Annotated in this window: 12 protein-coding genes; 11 read left to right on the forward strand and 1 reads right to left on the reverse strand. The window is 44.2% G+C overall.

Features of this window, described 5'->3' with window-relative positions; all coding sequences use genetic code 11:
* Positions 1-168: 168 nt before the first annotated feature.
* Positions 169-336 (reverse strand): hypothetical protein, encoded by a 168-nt coding sequence (locus tag ACZ520_RS08020; RefSeq protein ID WP_464127971.1) that lies wholly within the window; start codon positions 334-336, stop codon positions 169-171.
* Between the two features lie 196 nt (positions 337-532).
* Between ACZ520_RS08020 and ACZ520_RS08025 the strand changes: the two genes are divergently transcribed.
* From ACZ520_RS08025 to ACZ520_RS08075, 11 genes are all read left to right on the forward strand, one after another.
* Positions 533-1,771: a TolC family protein gene (locus tag ACZ520_RS08025; protein WP_464127973.1), complete on the forward strand. Its 1,239-nt coding sequence runs from the start codon at positions 533-535 to the stop codon at positions 1,769-1,771.
* A complete protein-coding gene (locus ACZ520_RS08030) occupies positions 1,768-2,448 on the forward strand; it encodes a hypothetical protein (RefSeq protein WP_464127975.1) in 681 nt (226 codons plus the stop codon). Before ACZ520_RS08025 ends, ACZ520_RS08030 begins: the two co-directional genes overlap by 4 nt.
* Before the next feature lie 20 nt (positions 2,449-2,468).
* Positions 2,469-5,609, forward strand: coding sequence for an efflux RND transporter permease subunit (locus ACZ520_RS08035; protein ID WP_464127977.1), 3,141 nt, complete (start codon positions 2,469-2,471; stop codon positions 5,607-5,609).
* A 110-nt stretch (positions 5,610-5,719) separates the two neighbouring features.
* Complete coding sequence (locus tag ACZ520_RS08040; protein ID WP_464127979.1) at positions 5,720-7,843, forward strand: heavy metal translocating P-type ATPase; 2,124 nt, start codon at positions 5,720-5,722, stop codon at positions 7,841-7,843.
* Between the two features lie 134 nt (positions 7,844-7,977).
* Positions 7,978-8,259, forward strand: a complete 282-nt coding sequence (locus tag ACZ520_RS08045; RefSeq protein WP_464127981.1) for a hypothetical protein — start codon at positions 7,978-7,980, stop codon at positions 8,257-8,259.
* A gap of 53 nt (positions 8,260-8,312) precedes the next feature.
* Positions 8,313-8,684 carry a hypothetical protein gene (locus ACZ520_RS08050; RefSeq protein WP_464127983.1) on the forward strand — a complete coding sequence of 124 codons (372 nt, stop codon included), beginning with the start codon at positions 8,313-8,315 and terminating at the stop codon, positions 8,682-8,684.
* A gap of 101 nt (positions 8,685-8,785) precedes the next feature.
* Positions 8,786-11,908, forward strand: a complete 3,123-nt coding sequence (locus tag ACZ520_RS08055; protein ID WP_464127985.1) for an efflux RND transporter permease subunit — start codon at positions 8,786-8,788, stop codon at positions 11,906-11,908.
* Entirely contained in the window at positions 11,905-12,351 is a 447-nt protein-coding gene (locus ACZ520_RS08060; protein WP_464127987.1) for a hypothetical protein, read from the forward strand. Before ACZ520_RS08055 ends, ACZ520_RS08060 begins: the two co-directional genes overlap by 4 nt.
* 10 nt (positions 12,352-12,361) lie before the next feature.
* Entirely contained in the window at positions 12,362-13,669 is a 1,308-nt protein-coding gene (locus ACZ520_RS08065; RefSeq protein WP_464127989.1) for a TolC family protein, read from the forward strand.
* Positions 13,670-14,971 (forward strand): MFS transporter, encoded by a 1,302-nt coding sequence (locus ACZ520_RS08070; RefSeq protein ID WP_464127991.1) that lies wholly within the window; start codon positions 13,670-13,672, stop codon positions 14,969-14,971.
* A gap of 74 nt (positions 14,972-15,045) precedes the next feature.
* Positions 15,046-15,342, forward strand: a complete 297-nt coding sequence (locus ACZ520_RS08075; protein ID WP_464127993.1) for a metal-sensing transcriptional repressor — start codon at positions 15,046-15,048, stop codon at positions 15,340-15,342.
* The last annotated feature ends 7 nt before the right edge of the window (positions 15,343-15,349 follow it).

The following is a 15,349-nucleotide window of genomic DNA, read 5'->3' on the forward strand; positions in this document are numbered from 1 at the left end:
ATAATAGGATGCCAGAGGCGAGTTTGTGACAACAAAAGCAAACTTTTTGCATTTGGATAATTTCATTATTTGAGATTTATTATTTTGTTGTTTAATTCTTGCCAAAAAGCTTATATTGGGGCTGTGAGAAAGCTGCATAGATTCTTTATTTTTTGGATCTTAATACTGTCACTTGGCACAGTGCTGGTGGGCAGTTATTTCTCTTTTCATGTGGACAATGCGGCAACCGGATCTCACTTGACTCAATGTGATGTTGTTAAATTCCATGCGGATGTTAGTCAGGCGGAAGATGGCCATGGCGATCATGATGACTCTTGCGCGCAAGGGTTTTGTCATTTGGGTCATTGTGCCTCTGTCGTTGTTCCGTCCTGGATTGTCCTTACTTTCGCGAGTGAACAGCATATATCTTATATTCGATTTGAACAAAGTATAGTGAGTCGTTTTTTGGAAGGTCCCTTCCAGCCACCTAAGTCTATCTAAAATCGTATCTTTTCGTTCTTAAATTTAAATTTGTAAAATTGAAGGTGTAACCATGTCTTTTAAAAAGATTGTGTTTGTGCTCGCCTTAGCTTGTCCTCTATGGGCAATGGCTCAAAGTGAGTCCTGTGTTAGTAATGGTAGTTATCAAGGCCTAGTGACATGTGCTGAACAACGTTCGCCAGAGGTGCTGAAAGCCGAAGCCGCTTTAAAGCAAAAAAGAGCGGAGCGTGAGGCGGCTGGGCAGTTGCAGAATCCTGAGTTGATGGCTGAGTCGGTTGCGGGATCTGTTGATTCTCAAGATAAAACTGAAACAGATTTGGCCTTGGCATTTCCTATTGAACTTGGCGGGAAGAGAGCGGCACGTAAGCAGATTGCTGATGCCGAAATTTCAAAAGCCGAATTGGATCTTTATCAAGCAAAGAGTTCAGCAAGAAAGCTAATGACGATGAACTTGGTTCGTCTAAGGCAGATGTATGAAGAGTTGGATCTAGTTGATGAGTCGCTGGAGACTTTTTCCAAGTTGGTAAATCAATATGAGCGCAGACCAGCTTTGTCTCCTGAGCAGGAAGTCACTTTGACTGTGTTTAAGGCCACAAAAGGCGAGTATACTCTTAGAAAAATGAATTACGATGAAGAATTGGGACAAATGGAGTCGTATTTTAAAGTGGCGACAGGTTTAACCCTGGCGGATGTGAAAAAATCTTTGCCGCCTAAATTTCTTAAGTTCCCAACTATCAACGAGGGAGCTGATTCTGTAGAGAAGTCTCCGATTCTTTCTCTTTATCGTGCGGATATTGATATTGCTCGCGGTGGTTTGGAACAAGCCAAAGGTGAATCGTGGCCAACTGTGAAAGTAGGACCTTCCGTTAAGCTTTTCAAGGATGGAGATCAGAATTCTCAGTTATGGGGAGTAAATGTCAGTTTGCCGATTCCACTACTTAGTTTGAACCGTGGTGGGCGTACTGCCGCGGCGGCGGCTGTGCAATCCGCTGAGGTTCGTCGGGAGTTAGCTTTAAAGGAGCTTCTTGCGGAGCGAGAGGCATTAGTGCGTTCTTATACTAAGTCTGTGTCGTCATTGAAGGAAGCGCCTAATGGTCACCTATTGGAAGATAAGCACAAAAAAGTAGAAAGTCTTTTTGTTAGAGGATTGGTTCCAAGTTCATTAGTCATCGAAGCTCATCGATCTTTGGTTGAGTTGGAGAAAGTTCGCAATGAGAGAGAACTGAAGGCGATTGAATCCTATATGAGTGTTCAGTTGATAGATGGAAAAACCGTGGAGTTCAGTTTATGAAAGTAAGTAAACTATTAGTAGTAACATCATTGTTGGCAGCCGCTGCCGTTGTTTCTCTTCAAATCAAGGAGAGTAGGTCTGCTAAGGTGGCTGAAAGTCCAGCAGAATCAGATCATCATGATAAATCGTCTGAGTCTGATCATTCGCATGAAGGTGAGAAAGGTCATGATCATAAAGAGGAAATGCACGATCAAGAAAATAGTAAGCATGATCATGAGCACGAAGATAAGCATAATCATGACGAAGAGGGACATGCTGACGAACAGGTTCATAAAGAAGATGAACATGGAGATGAGCATGGTCATGGTGAAGAAGAAAATTCCAGCGTAGGTATAGATAAGGGTATTGCCGCTGCTGACGAAGTGAATGGTATCAAACTATCAGCTGAAGCAATCAGAAATTTTGAGTTAAAGACGGTGAAGCTTCAAGGTGCCGGACCGTGGACTATCTCTCCAAATGCTATTCTCTATTCAGGCGAAGAAATTAACATCTATCGTCTTCGCGACGGTTTTTATAAACGTATCGATTTCATACTCCTTAGCAAGGAATCCGGATCAGTTTTGGTCAAAGGTAAAGAACTTGCTGGTGGAGACGAAGTTGTTGTTCATGGTGTCGGTTTTTTGAGAACTGCGGAGTTGGTCGCTTTTGGCGGTGCTCCTGAGGGGCATTCACACTAACTCGAATATAGGATTCTTATATGATTAACAAATTAATACATTTTTCAGTATATAATCGTGCGCTGGTGTTGTTGTTTACCGGGATTTTGGCTGTGGCAGGACTGTTTTCATTTCAGTATTTGCCGATCGATGCCGTTCCGGACATTACCAACAATCAAGTTCAAATTAACACAACCATTGAAGGTTTGGCGCCGGAAGAGATTGAGAGAACTATTACCTTTCCAGTGGAATCTTCGATGCGAGGATTGGCAGGAGTTGAACAAGTTCGTTCAATTACTCGTTTTGGTCTTTCCCAGGTAACTATTGTGTTTAAGGATGCGGTTGATATTTACCGAGCTCGACAAATGGTGACGGAAAGACTGCAAGGGGTTCTTGCTGACTTACCAAAGGGTGCAGAGGCAAGTTTGGGACCCGTTTCGACTGGTCTAGGAGAGATCTTTCAATACACATTGGATTTTGAAAAGCCTGCTGTAAATGGTGCCGAACGCCTCAAACAATTGATGGAAATCAAGGCCTTGCAGGACTGGTTCGTGAAGCCCCGTCTTCTGACGGTAGAGGGGGTAGCTGAAATCAATACTACGGGTGGATATGAAAAGCAGTTTCACGTCCAACCAGATCTTAAAAAGATGGCTTCCTATGGTATTCACTTTGGAGAAATTGTCGAAGCTCTTGAAAAGGTCAATAAGAACGTCGGCGGCGGGTATATTGCGCAAACGGCAGAGCAATTTTTAGTTCAGGGTGTCGGGCTCTTCAAATCAACAGCTGATATTGAAAAAGTTGCTGTGAAGCAGTTGGATTCCTTCCGAATTGTTAAGATAGGAGATATTGCCAAAGTTCGTCTGGGACGTGAGCTTCGCACTGGGGCAGCGACTTTTAACGGTCAGGAAACTGTTTTAGGGACTGTGATGATGCTGCTAGGAGAGAATAGTAGGACAGTTTCTACGAGAGTAAAAGATAAGGTGGACGAGATTCAAAAGACACTTCCCGCTGGTGTTCGCATGACGACTGTTTACAACAGGTCTGATCTTGTAAATGCAACTCTAGGGACTGTTGAACACAATCTAGCAATGGGTGCGGGGTTGGTTATTGTAATTTTGTTCATGCTTATCGGCAATATTCGAGCGGCGGTGATTACTGCAATTACAATCCCGTTGACCTTGTTGGTGACGTTTTTAGTGATGAAGCCTCTCGGTATGTCCGGAAATTTGATGAGTTTAGGTGCTCTGGATTTTGGGATTATTGTGGACGGTACAGTCATTCTAATTGATAACTGCGTGCGCTTTATTCATGACAAAAGTAAATTATTGGGGCGCCGGCTTTCGAAAGAGGAATTAAAGAAAGCAGTATACGACGCCTCTGTGGAGGTTCGTGTCGCCGCTGGCTTTGGCGAGTTGATTGTTGTCGTTGTATTCCTTCCTATTTTTGCTCTAGTTGGAGTTGAAGGAAAGATGTTTAAACCAATGGCGGGTACCTTCGCAATTGCGGTCGCTGTAGCATTGGTACTGTCTTTCACAATGGCCCCAGCCCTTGCTTCTCTGATTTTAGCGGGAAATGCCGAAGACAAAGAGCCTCGCTTTATGGTGTGGATCAGAAATATCTATAAACCATTCTTGGAGCTGACTTTAACTCACAGAAAAGTAACTATCGGTACAGCCATTGCCGCTGTGGTGGTGGGAGTGGGACTTTTCATGACTAGAGGAGCCGAGTTTTTACCTCAATTAAGCGAAGGCTCATTTGCTTTCCACATGATTCGTCCAGTGAACATCAGTCTGGATCAGTCTCTTGGTTTTCAGCTGAAAGCGGAAAAAATTGTTAAAGAGTTCCCTGAGGTTGAAAATGTTTTCTCTCGAATAGGAACAAGTGAAGTAGCAACTGATCCGATGGGTGTGAATATTTCCGACACATACATAATGCTAAAAGATCGTGATCAATGGCCGAAGTCCAACGAGGGCCGACGCCATACTTATGAATCTCTGGTAAATGCACTTGTTGCACGTCTGGAGAAGGAGCTTCCGGGTCAAAATTATCTGGCATCTCAACCAATCCAGATGAGATTTAATGAGCTTCTGGAAGGAACTAGAGCTGATGTGTCCGTGAAGGTATTCGGACCAGAATTGCAGACCAACATGGATCTTGCAAAACAAGTGCAAGAGCTGGTTTCTAAAGTTCCTGGCGCAGGGGACGTTGAGGTGGATCTGGCGGGAACAAGTCCGGTTCTTCGCGTTGAGTCGAAGCCAGAAGCGGTTGAAAGGTACGGCGCAGATATCTCTGAAGTTTTAAGCACTATTTCTATCGCTTTGGGCGGGCAGGAAGCGGGGCACTTGTATGAGAATGAAAGAAAATATCCAATTGTAGTTCGTTTGGGTGAAGAAGAGCGCGGAGATCTTGCAACCATTCGCTCATTGCCAGTTGGGATTGGCACAAATACAACAACCTCATTGTCAAATCTGGCGACCTCGAAATTCTCTGAAACTTTTGGCTCGATCAACCGTGAGGATTCGAACAGACGTTCGGCCGTGCTGATTAATTTACGCGGTCGGGATACGGAGAGTTTTGTAAATGAGGCTCAGCAGGTGGTTGAGAAGTCGTTAAAGATCCCACAAGGATACTATCTGCAATGGGGCGGGAACTTTAAAAATCTTCAGGAGGCGAGAAATAGACTCATGGTCGTGACCCCACTGGCGTTGATCCTCGTGTTGATGATGATTTACTTTGCCTTCCGCAGTTTTGGGCAGACTTTGTTGATTTTCTCCTGCATTCCTATGGCGTTGGTTGGTGGAGTTGTTGGATTGATTGCCAATGGACTTCCTTTCAGTATTTCGGCAGGTGTAGGGTTTATTGCTCTTTCTGGTATTGCTGTGTTGAACGGGGTTGTTCTTGTGAACTACTTCAATCAACTTAAGCAAGGCGGAATGAGTGGTCGAGAGCTAGTGATTAAAGGAACTTTGATACGTCTTCGCCCGGTCTTGATGACTGCTTTGGTGGCTATCTTCGGATTTTTGCCAATGATGCTTTCAACAGGTATTGGCGCAGAGGTGCAACGACCATTGGCCTCGGTTGTTATCGGAGGCATAGTTTCCTCAACATTACTGACATTGATTGTTTTGCCGACTCTTTATTCAATTTTTGAGAATAAGTTTAAAGGAAGAGTTGCTCATTAGGGTGGTATATTATGCATAAAAGTGGTCACAAGCCGCATGCGTGTTCAGATCATGGCTGTAGTTCGAAGACGAGCGTCAAGGTAACTAAAGAAGTTCCCTTGGATGCGACGATGTCCCTGTTTAAAGTCAGTGGGATGGATTGTGCGGATGAAATTGCCGCCATTCAGAGTTCTCTTGCAATAGATGGTGTATATTCAGTGGAGGCCAATTTGATGGCCTCCACCGTACAGGTGGCTCATGCCGATACTATTTCCAAACAACAAATTGCAGGGAAAATTAATAAATCCGGAGTCAGGGTTGTTGAAGATGGAAAGAAGTCTTCTGCAGTTCCTCTCAGTCGGATTGTGCTTGTATCTTTGTCAGGAATATTAGTTACGCTAGGTTTTGTTTTGCAGTACGGTTTCTCATCGCTGCTTGAATATTCTAACGCAGCTTTTGTGGGTGCTATTTTGCTTGGCGGCGTGTTGATTTACCCAAAAGCATTTAGAGCCTTGAAAAAGCTTAGTCTCGAGATGAACGTACTCATGTCGGTAGCTGTTTTAGGTGCCTTGTATTTGCGGGAGTATTCCGAAGCGGCAACGGTTGTTTTCCTATTTGCACTTTCTGAACTTCTTGAAGCTTTTAGTGTTGTGAGAGCAAGACGCGCTATTCAAGAGGTTTTGAATCTTACTCCAAAAACGGCTTTTAAAAAGAATGCCTCAGGAGAATTGGAATCAGTTGAAGTATCTGACCTGAAAGCTGGCGATGTCGTGGTTGTCAGGGCTGGTGACCTTCTGCCTATCGATGGGATTGTCATTACTGGTGATTCCAAGGTTAATCAGGCGCCTCTGACGGGCGAGTCAAAACCGGTGGATAAGGCTGTTGGCGACTCGGTGTTTGCCGGTACGATAAATTTATCAGGTTTATTGGAAGTTCGCGCTAATCACACGATTCAGGAATCAAAGGTTTCACAGATTATCCGTATGGTTGAGGATGCGCAAAAGTCAAAAGCTCCCTCTCAATCCTTTGTTGATCAATTTGCCAGGATCTATACGCCAGTAGTCTTTATTTTTGCGATTTTGATAATGGTGGTGCCTCCGGTCTTATTTGCCGGCGCCTGGGATGTCTGGATCTACAAGGCTCTTGTTTTGTTAGTTATTGCCTGCCCTTGTGCTTTGGTTATTTCAACTCCTGTTTCCATTGTATCGGGTTTAACAGCCATGGCCCGTAACGGTGTTTTGGTAAAAGGCGGTCTGTATCTGGAGGCACTCGGCAAGTTGCAGGCAGTTGCTGTTGATAAGACGGGGACTATCACAGAGGGAGTTCCTCGGGTGGTGTCCGTCAAGCACTGGGCTGACTCTGTCAGTGAATTTGAGGCATTACAAATTGCGGCTTCTATTGAGACGGTATCGACTCATCCATTGGCAAAGGCAATTGTCACTCAGGCTCAAGGGATGGGAATAGAGCTGAAGACTATTGAGAATGTTCAAACGGTTGTTGCCCGTGGAATTTTCGCCACAATCGAAGGGCATGACTACTTCTTGGGAAATCATAAGTTTGCTCACGAGCTTGGGGTTTGCAGTCCAGAGGTTGAAAGTTATTTGCAATCATTAGAAGAGCAGGCACTTTCTGTCGTTATTGTGGGGCACAAACCACATGCTGGTTGCGAGGGTGAGGTGTTGGCCATTTTGGGTGTTGGAGATCGTATTCGTGAGAATGCAAAGGATTCTATCGAGAGTCTTCATCGGGTTGGTTGCCGAGCAGTTGTCATGCTTAGTGGTGATAATGCAAAAACGGTTCGTGCAATTTCAGATAGAGTTGGAATAGACGAGGCTTATGGAGAGCTTTTGCCGGATGGTAAGGTCGAAAAGATCGGAGAGCTTGTTGAGCGGTATAAGCACGTTGGAATGGTTGGCGACGGAATCAATGATGCTCCGGCATTGGCTAGATCTTCCGTTGGAATTGCAATGGGGGCTATTGGTACAGATGCGGCAATAGAAACCGCAGATGTTGCCTTGATGAATGATGACCTCAGTCAGCTCGCAAAGGCTATTGCTCTAGGGAAAAGGGTTCTGGGTATTATTCGTTTTAACATTGCATTTGCTTTGGTTTTAAAAGCTGTGTTTTTACTTTTGGCGCTAAGTGGATACTCGAGTATGTGGATGGCTATAGCGGCAGATACTGGTGCTACATTACTCGTCATCTTGAATTCATTGAGGCTTTTGGGGCAAGACTCTTTCTTTTCTTCAAATTGATCTGGATACTTGAATTAGCGGAGATGAAAGTGGTCTTTGGATTTTAGTTTTGCTGAGGATCAGTGATTTTTCGGTTGCGTACTGAATAGATGGGTTCAAGCTTAGGTGCGTATCTTCATTTCATAGGAGGATTTATGAGTGCAAGACTCTTAGCCCTGGGTTTGTTTTCTTTCTTTTCTATGGCGATCTTTGCTGGGGCGCAGGCTCCAGCACCCATGGAAAAAACTCAGAAAGAGATGATGGGCAAAATGGATAAGCATGAAATGCATGCGATGATGCAGGATTGCATGTCCATGCATAAGGATGGGAAAATGTGTAACTCGGAGGTCATGGGAAAGTGTAAGGAGATGATGGGGCAGGGTGATTGTCAAAAAATGATGAAGAATATGGAAATGGCTTCGCCGGAGAAGAAGTAGTAAGATTTTTTCTTGCCTGAATTTTTAAAATGTGGTGACCTCAAAGAGTGAGAATGCTTTCTTTTTTGATGGTTGTAATTCTGCTAGTCTCTGCCTGCCTAGGGTTAGGTGGGCTGTCGGCCTTTCCTAAAGTAAGTAAAGTTGAAGTTTCTCACAGCCATGAGCATTCTCATGATGACCATTCCCATGAGGAATCAGAGTCGCATCATGAAGCTGTTCCGGAAAGCCAAGCGGCATCATCTCAAGACAGTCACACTCATACGCACACGATTGTTGTCGTGGCTCAGGCTGCTGTTGTTGTTCCGCAAGTGCTATCTAGTGTGCTAGTTCCTAAGTATCTGGAAATTCAGTTTTTTAGTGGTGAGGCTCAGCCTCCTGTCGATCCATTCTTGGGGTCTATCTTTAGGCCACCGATCTTCGCATAGTTCCTGAAAATAATATTTATTTGAAATGTGTTTGAAAGCTTACGCGGCCTTCTGAGTCTTTGTTTGTTCGCGTGAGTCGAAAGGAATCTATGCTCGATTACTTGATTAAGTTTTCGTTGAAAAAGCGTATTCTTATTGGAATTGCGTCTTTAGCAATATGTATTTACGGTGCTTGGCTATTGCCCGGTATTCCGGTGGATGTTTTTCCAAATCTAAATCGTCCAACCGTAACTGTTTTAACAGAGGCACATGGGCTTGCTCCCGAAGAGGTCGAAACGCTTGTGACTCTTCCTGTTGAGTCCGTTTTAAATGGGACTCCTGGGGTTTTGCGGCTTCGTTCCAGTAGTGGCATCGGCATTTCAATTATCTATGTTGAGTTTGATTGGGATACGGAAATATTTCGTAATCGTCAGCTAATTGCAGAGCGACTACAGTTGTTGGAGGGGGTTTTACCTCCTGAAATGAAGCCCATGATGGGACCTGTGACCTCTATCATGGGGGAAATTCAATTCCTTGGGCTGACCAGTCCTGACGGAAAAGTGTCTCCCATGGAATTGAGAACTCTTGCGGATTGGACGATTCGTCCGCGTCTTATGACAATTCCTGGAATCAGCCAAGTTGTGGTTATGGGCGGTGAGGTTAAGCAGTATCAAATCCTGGTTTCCAGTGAAAAGCTGCAAAAGAAGTCTGTGTCGTTGTCCGATTTGAAGCAGGCTCTGTCTGAAATAAGTGAAAATACAACGGGCGGCTTTATCAATGTCAGTGAAAAAGAGTATTTGATCCGCCCAATGGGTCGAGTTGCAAGTCTAGAAGATATTGAGAACTCACTTGTTGGCATGCATTTGGGGAACCCCGTTTTAGTTAAGGATGTTGCCGAGGTACGTATCGGCGCCAGGATTAAACGTGGAGAGGGAAGCATCAATGGTAAGCATTCTGTTATTTTGACGATTCAGAAGCAGCCAAATGCAAGTACTTCTGATCTGACCCGAGCGGTCGAGCGTGAGGTGGCAGACATGGAGAAAGTTCTGCCGGAAGGTGTGAAACTCGAGACCGATCTGTTTAAACAATCCCACTTTATCGAAGCATCTATCGGTAATGTTGAAGAAGCATTGAGAGATGGAATTATCATGGTTATGGTGATTCTCTTCTTGTTCTTGATGAACTTTAGGACAACTTCGATCACTCTTGTTGCGATTCCATTAAGTTTACTCATAACAGTGATTGTGTTCCATGTCTTTGGCCTAAGTATCAACACCATGACTTTAGGTGGGCTTGCCATTGCTATCGGTGAGCTTGTTGATGACGCGATCGTCGACGTTGAGAACGTTTTCAGGCGGCTGCGGGAAAACAAGGCTGGGGGATCGCCAAAGGGATATATGAGAGTGATCTACGAAGCTTCAAGCGAAGTTCGTAACTCCATTGTCCTGTCCACGATTATTGTTGTTTTGGTATTTATCCCACTGTTTGCACTTGGTGGTATTGAGGGACGTCTTTTTGTTCCGCTTGGTGTGGCTTATATTATCTCAATTTTGGCCTCTTTAGTGGTGTCGCTGACCGTGACTCCAATTCTTTGTTCGTATCTTCTGCCGAGCTCTAAAGCTGTTGATCACGAAGAAGATGGAGCATTTGTTCGCTACCTAAAAAAACAGGGACTTAAGGTTTTGGAATATACCTTGCCAAGACCAATTTCTGTTTTGAGTGCGGCAGGGGTTTTGCTGGTCTTGAGTTTGTTGCTATTGCCATTGATGGGAAGGAACTTCCTGCCAGATTTTAATGAAGGGACTGCGACAATCGGTGTCGCGGGTGCGCCAGGCATCTCTCTGCCGGCGTCGGACGCTCTAGGTAAAAAAGTAGAGGAAGCAATACTGTCTGTTCCTGAAGTAAAGTCTACCGTTCGCAGAACGGGAAGAGCTGAAATGGATGAGCATGCAGAGGGTGTGCACTGGCATGAGATTGACGTGGATTTTAAAGAGGGAGGACGCCCTCGAGACATCGTTCTTCAGGAGATTCGCACCAAAATTGAACAAACAGGCGATGTATATGTAAATCTAGGACAACCAATCAGTCATAGGCTTGATCACTTACTTTCGGGAGTCCGTGCACAGATTGCGGTAAAGGTTTTTGGTCCGGACCTGGGTGAGCTTCGACGGTTGGGCGGAGAAATCTATGACGTGCTTAAGGATGTCAATGGAGTGGTGGATCTTCAGACCGAACCTTTGGTGCTTATTCCACAGTTGAAAATTGCTATTGATCGTGAGGCCAGTGCTCAATTTGGTATGCGAACAGGTACTTTGGCGGAAGACCTTGAAATTGCCCTTAACGGTGAGTCGGTGACAAAACTACTGGAAAACCAAAGGATGCATGAGGTATTCATGCGTCTGGACGATAACTCTCGCGAGACGCCAGAAAAGATAGAGTCGACGTTGGTTAAGATCCTTCCGACGGGTCAGGGAATTCGTCTTGGTGAAGTTGCTAGTGTGTATTCGGGAACAGGGCCGAATATGATCAATCGTGAGGATATGCAGAGACGAATTGTCGTTTCTGCGAATACTCAAGGAAGAGATCTCGGTGGGGTTGTCCTCGATATACAGAACCGTATCGCGGAAAAAGTGAAGCTTCCCGAAGGATACTTTATTAAGCTTGGTGGGCAGTTCGAGAGTCAACAAACGGCCTCGAAACGAATCCTATGGCTCGGTATTCTCTCGCTGGTTGGGATTTTCTGTGTGCTGTACATTCACTTTAGATCTTTCTGGTTAAGTATTCAGGTGATGTTAAATGTCCCATTGGCCCTCATCGGAAGTATCGTTGCTATCTATATCACTGAGAAGACCCTTTCTGTCGCTACCTTGGTTGCGTTTATCACATTGTGCGGTATTGCAACTCGCAATGGTATCTTGCTTATTAGCCACTATCTGCATTTGATGAAAGAGGAAGGCGAGAACTTCGATAAGAGTATGGTGATACGTGGCTCCTTGGAAAGATTGGTGCCGGTGTTAATGACGGCATCTACGGCGGCACTGGCGCTAGTGCCTTTACTTCTTTCAAGAGGAGAGCCGGGGAAAGAAATTCTTTACCCAGTGGCGGTGGTAATCGTTGGCGGTTTGATTTCATCGACTCTTCTTGATCTGATTGTCACACCGACAGTGTTTTATAGATTTGGAAAAAAAGGCGTTCAAAAGTATTTGGAACGGGAACAACAACAAAACAAAGGAGAATGGAAATGAAGAAATTAATTTTTGCACTGGCTTTTGCGTTGTCTAGCGCTGCTTTTGCACACGATGAAGGGCACGGCCCCAAACTTTCGGATACTGGAAAATTTGGCGGTATCGTATCTGGTGTTGTATTGAAAGCAGATGCTAAAAAAGGTTCAAAAGCTGATCTTACTCATAAAGCTGAGCTTGTTAGATCTGCGGACGGTACGGTACGTGTATACCTCTACGATACCAAAATGATTCCTCTTGATTTGAAGAAATTCGAGGCAAAAGGATCTGCGGTGATGGCGGCAAAAGTTAAAGGCAAGCACAAAGAGTCTGTGTTTGCTTTGAATGTTAAAGAAAACGCATTCATTGGTACAATGCCAAAGCCTGAAGGTAAGCCATACAACATTGACGTCACTGTCAAAGAAAATGGCCGTGAGCTTCTTACGGCATTTGATAACTTAGATTAAAAGAGGACTTATGAAATTTGTGCTGAGTTTTTTGATTGCTATAGTATCTCCATTGTTCTGTTTTAGTGCCCTTGGTGAGGTCGCCAAGGACACGAAGAAAGTAGTGGCAAAAGAGAATGATTCAGTTGCTATTCAGTTTTCTGATTTACCGAAATTGCTTAAAGAGAAAAGTGGCAATGTTAAAGCCGCACAAATGAATATTTCAGCAAATGAAGAAAGAACGGGTCATTTGACTCGTTCTTTCTTGCCTCAGATATATGGCTCTATTGGACAGGAAAATTATAAAGTAGAGAGTCGTAGTTCCAAGTATCAAGGGTATTGGAATGTTGGAGCATCCCTTAACCTGTACCGAGGCGGGAAAGACCAATTGATCAGTGAAATTAGTGATAAGCAGTTGAATTTATCAAAAACTGAATTTGCTCTTAGTTTCTCCCAGGGACTGCTACTAGCGCAATCGACATACTGGGAAATTGTGGCTCTGGAAAAAGTTATTGAGCTTCGAAAAGAAGAACTGAAGAACAATCATGAAAACTTTCTTTCGGCGAAAAGAAGAGCTGGAGCTGGGATCTCCACTAATGCCGATGCCGTTCAATTTGAGTTAAATAAATCCAAGATTGATCTAGAGATTGAGCAGATACACCTTAAAGTTGATCAGTCCAAAAGTCGTTTGGCGGCAATCTTGGCGATTGAAGCCTCACATAAGTTGATTGTTGGTGATGACTTTCCTAAAGAGATGCCGGTGACAAGTGTCGAGTTGAATCTAGAAGAACAGCTGGATTTGAAAAGTATGAGGACGGCCCAAGTTGTAGAGAGTCTTAAGGCCAAGCATGAGGGGCGCTGGTGGACTCCTCAACTGGACCTATACGCCAGCTATGGTATTCCAGCATTGAGCGACGATGAGGCTATAGCTCTTTTGAATGAAAAAGAAGCTGTCCTTGGTATCAAATTGAGTATTGATTTGGGAAAGGGGTTGGCTTCGCAATCTGAGGCGAGTGCAAAGAGATTTGAGGCCAAGGGTCTTGAGTTTAAAGCGGATCAGAAAGAACGAGAAGTCTTGCTTTTAGATAAAGAACTTAGGCGTGGAATTGATGTCTCGACAAGATTGTTGGTTGAGAATGAAAAGAGTGTGGCGAAAGCCCAAGACCTATTAAAGTTAACTCAGAGTGAGTATGCTCGGGGTCTCAAAAATGGTCCGGACTTGTTGGGTGCAGTGAGGCAGTATTATGAGACTTTGGAGCGTTCGATAGATCTTAACTATAATATTATGAAGCTCCACGCCGATCTGCAAAGTCTGACTACGAAAGAGGAAGGGTACTAGATGTCCCTTTCATTCAAATTATTGTTGGGAAGACTTTTGACAAGATCAGGTGATCAGGCCTGGGATTTTGCGGTACCAATTGTCCTACTTAAGATATTGCCAAACCATCTGAGAATTGCGGCAATATACTATTTGGTGATACGCCTAGCGGGCGTTTTCTTGTTACCGAAGCTGGCATCTTTGATTGACTCTAAGGACAGAAGAACAGCGACTACAATTGGATTGGGACTTCAGTTTCTGGGAGTTCTTTTTGGTGGAGTTAGTATTTATTTGATATGGTCTTTGAAGTTGATGAGTCCGTCATTCGGTGATCCGACGTTTTTAATCTATTTTGTTTTTCTTTCACTTAGCGGTGTTTTGGGGAGTTTAGGCGCAAGCCTTATGGATATTGCGATTGCCAGTGATTTGGCTCCATCTGTTTTCCAGGGGCAAGAGTTAGCGTCTTTCAATAGTCGCTTCAGGCAGGTTGATTTGGCGACAGAGGTCGGGTCACCTGTTGTTGCGGGTTTACTTCTTGCCTTGAGCGACAATTATAATCCTCTTATCGGATTTTTTATTGTCGTCCTCTGGAATCTACTATCCTTTTTTCCAGAGTATGGAATTTTGAGGTCTGTCTTTAATGAAAGACCTGACTTAAACATGAAACCGATTCAAGCCGGTGCTGATTCTAAAAAATCCTTTTGGGAGCAGTTGCATTCTGGTTGGAGGGCCTTCTTTAAGGAATCTGTTGCGCTTTCAATGATTGCTTATGCTTTGTTGTGGTTTTCGGTTTTGAGTCCTCATGGAGTTCTTTTGACAGGCTTTCTTCAGGATGGATGGAAGTTGCCGGAGTGGATTATCGGCATCTTTAGAGGCTCAGGTGCATTTTTTGGTCTAATCGCGACGGTGTTATTCCCGCTTTCATTGAGGCGTCTCGATGTTAAGTCTGCAAGTCATTATTTTTTGGGATTTCAAGCGTTGATGGTGCTTATTGGTGGGGTGTTCTTCGTCATTGGTGGCAAATGGGGGCAGACTGGGTTTCTGGTGTTAATTTTGCTTTCTCGAGTTGGTCTTTATGGATTTAGTCTTGGAGAGATGCAAATTAGACAAGAGGGAATTCATCCAACTGTTAGAGGTGCGGTGAATGGATTTGCAAATGCCTTAACGGGAATTGCAACGCTTGCTCTGTTCGCTCTTGGTGCTGTCTTGCCGTCGACGGCTGACTTCAAGTATCTTGTGTTGTTGTCAATTGGTTGTGTGTGCGTTTCTTTCGCGACGTTCACGGTTTGGCTGCGTCAAGAGAATCGCGAGGTTGGCCAATAAAATAGATTATTCCAGTTGAAATATTGAAGTTATTATTGATTTGAGACTTTAAAGTCTAAGGAAAGGATATTTATATGAAACACATTCATCATCGTACAGAAGAAGTTATGGTTAAATTGCGTGCGGCTATTGAGCATCTTGAGTTTGTAAGAACGATGCTCAATGAGCAAAGATCATGCACTGATGTGGTCGAGCAACTAGCGGGAGTTCAAACGCGAATTGCTGAATGCCAACAGATCGTTGTTAAAGACCATATCACCTCTTGTATCACTCCGGCATTGAAGCCAGGTAGTGAGTCTGCGCTTAAGGATGTAGAGGTTATTCTGCAGCAATTGATGAAGGTGAAAGTGGTTCAAGGAAGCCATCACTGAAAAAGAA

It is taken from the genome of Bdellovibrio sp. BIS2 (genome assembly GCF_055398295.1).

Excerpts from the sequence above, each read along its gene's own strand:
- ACZ520_RS08035 (WP_464127977.1), top strand. The coding sequence starts at position 2,469 with ATGATTAACAAATTAATACATTTTTCAGTATATAATCGTGCGCTGGTG.
- ACZ520_RS08065 (WP_464127989.1), top strand. The coding sequence starts at position 12,362 with ATGAAATTTGTGCTGAGTTTTTTGATTGCTATAGTATCTCCATTGTTC.
- ACZ520_RS08040 (WP_464127979.1), top strand. The coding sequence starts at position 5,720 with ATGTCCCTGTTTAAAGTCAGTGGGATGGATTGTGCGGATGAAATTGCC.
- ACZ520_RS08045 (WP_464127981.1), top strand. The coding sequence starts at position 7,978 with ATGAGTGCAAGACTCTTAGCCCTGGGTTTGTTTTCTTTCTTTTCTATG.
- ACZ520_RS08025 (WP_464127973.1), top strand. The coding sequence starts at position 533 with ATGTCTTTTAAAAAGATTGTGTTTGTGCTCGCCTTAGCTTGTCCTCTA.
- ACZ520_RS08060 (WP_464127987.1), top strand. The coding sequence starts at position 11,905 with ATGAAGAAATTAATTTTTGCACTGGCTTTTGCGTTGTCTAGCGCTGCT.
- ACZ520_RS08070 (WP_464127991.1), top strand. The coding sequence starts at position 13,670 with ATGTCCCTTTCATTCAAATTATTGTTGGGAAGACTTTTGACAAGATCA.
- ACZ520_RS08020 (WP_464127971.1), bottom strand. The coding sequence starts at position 336 with ATGACAAAACCCTTGCGCGCAAGAGTCATCATGATCGCCATGGCCATC.
- ACZ520_RS08050 (WP_464127983.1), top strand. The coding sequence starts at position 8,313 with ATGCTTTCTTTTTTGATGGTTGTAATTCTGCTAGTCTCTGCCTGCCTA.
- ACZ520_RS08075 (WP_464127993.1), top strand. The coding sequence starts at position 15,046 with ATGAAACACATTCATCATCGTACAGAAGAAGTTATGGTTAAATTGCGT.
- ACZ520_RS08030 (WP_464127975.1), top strand. The coding sequence starts at position 1,768 with ATGAAAGTAAGTAAACTATTAGTAGTAACATCATTGTTGGCAGCCGCT.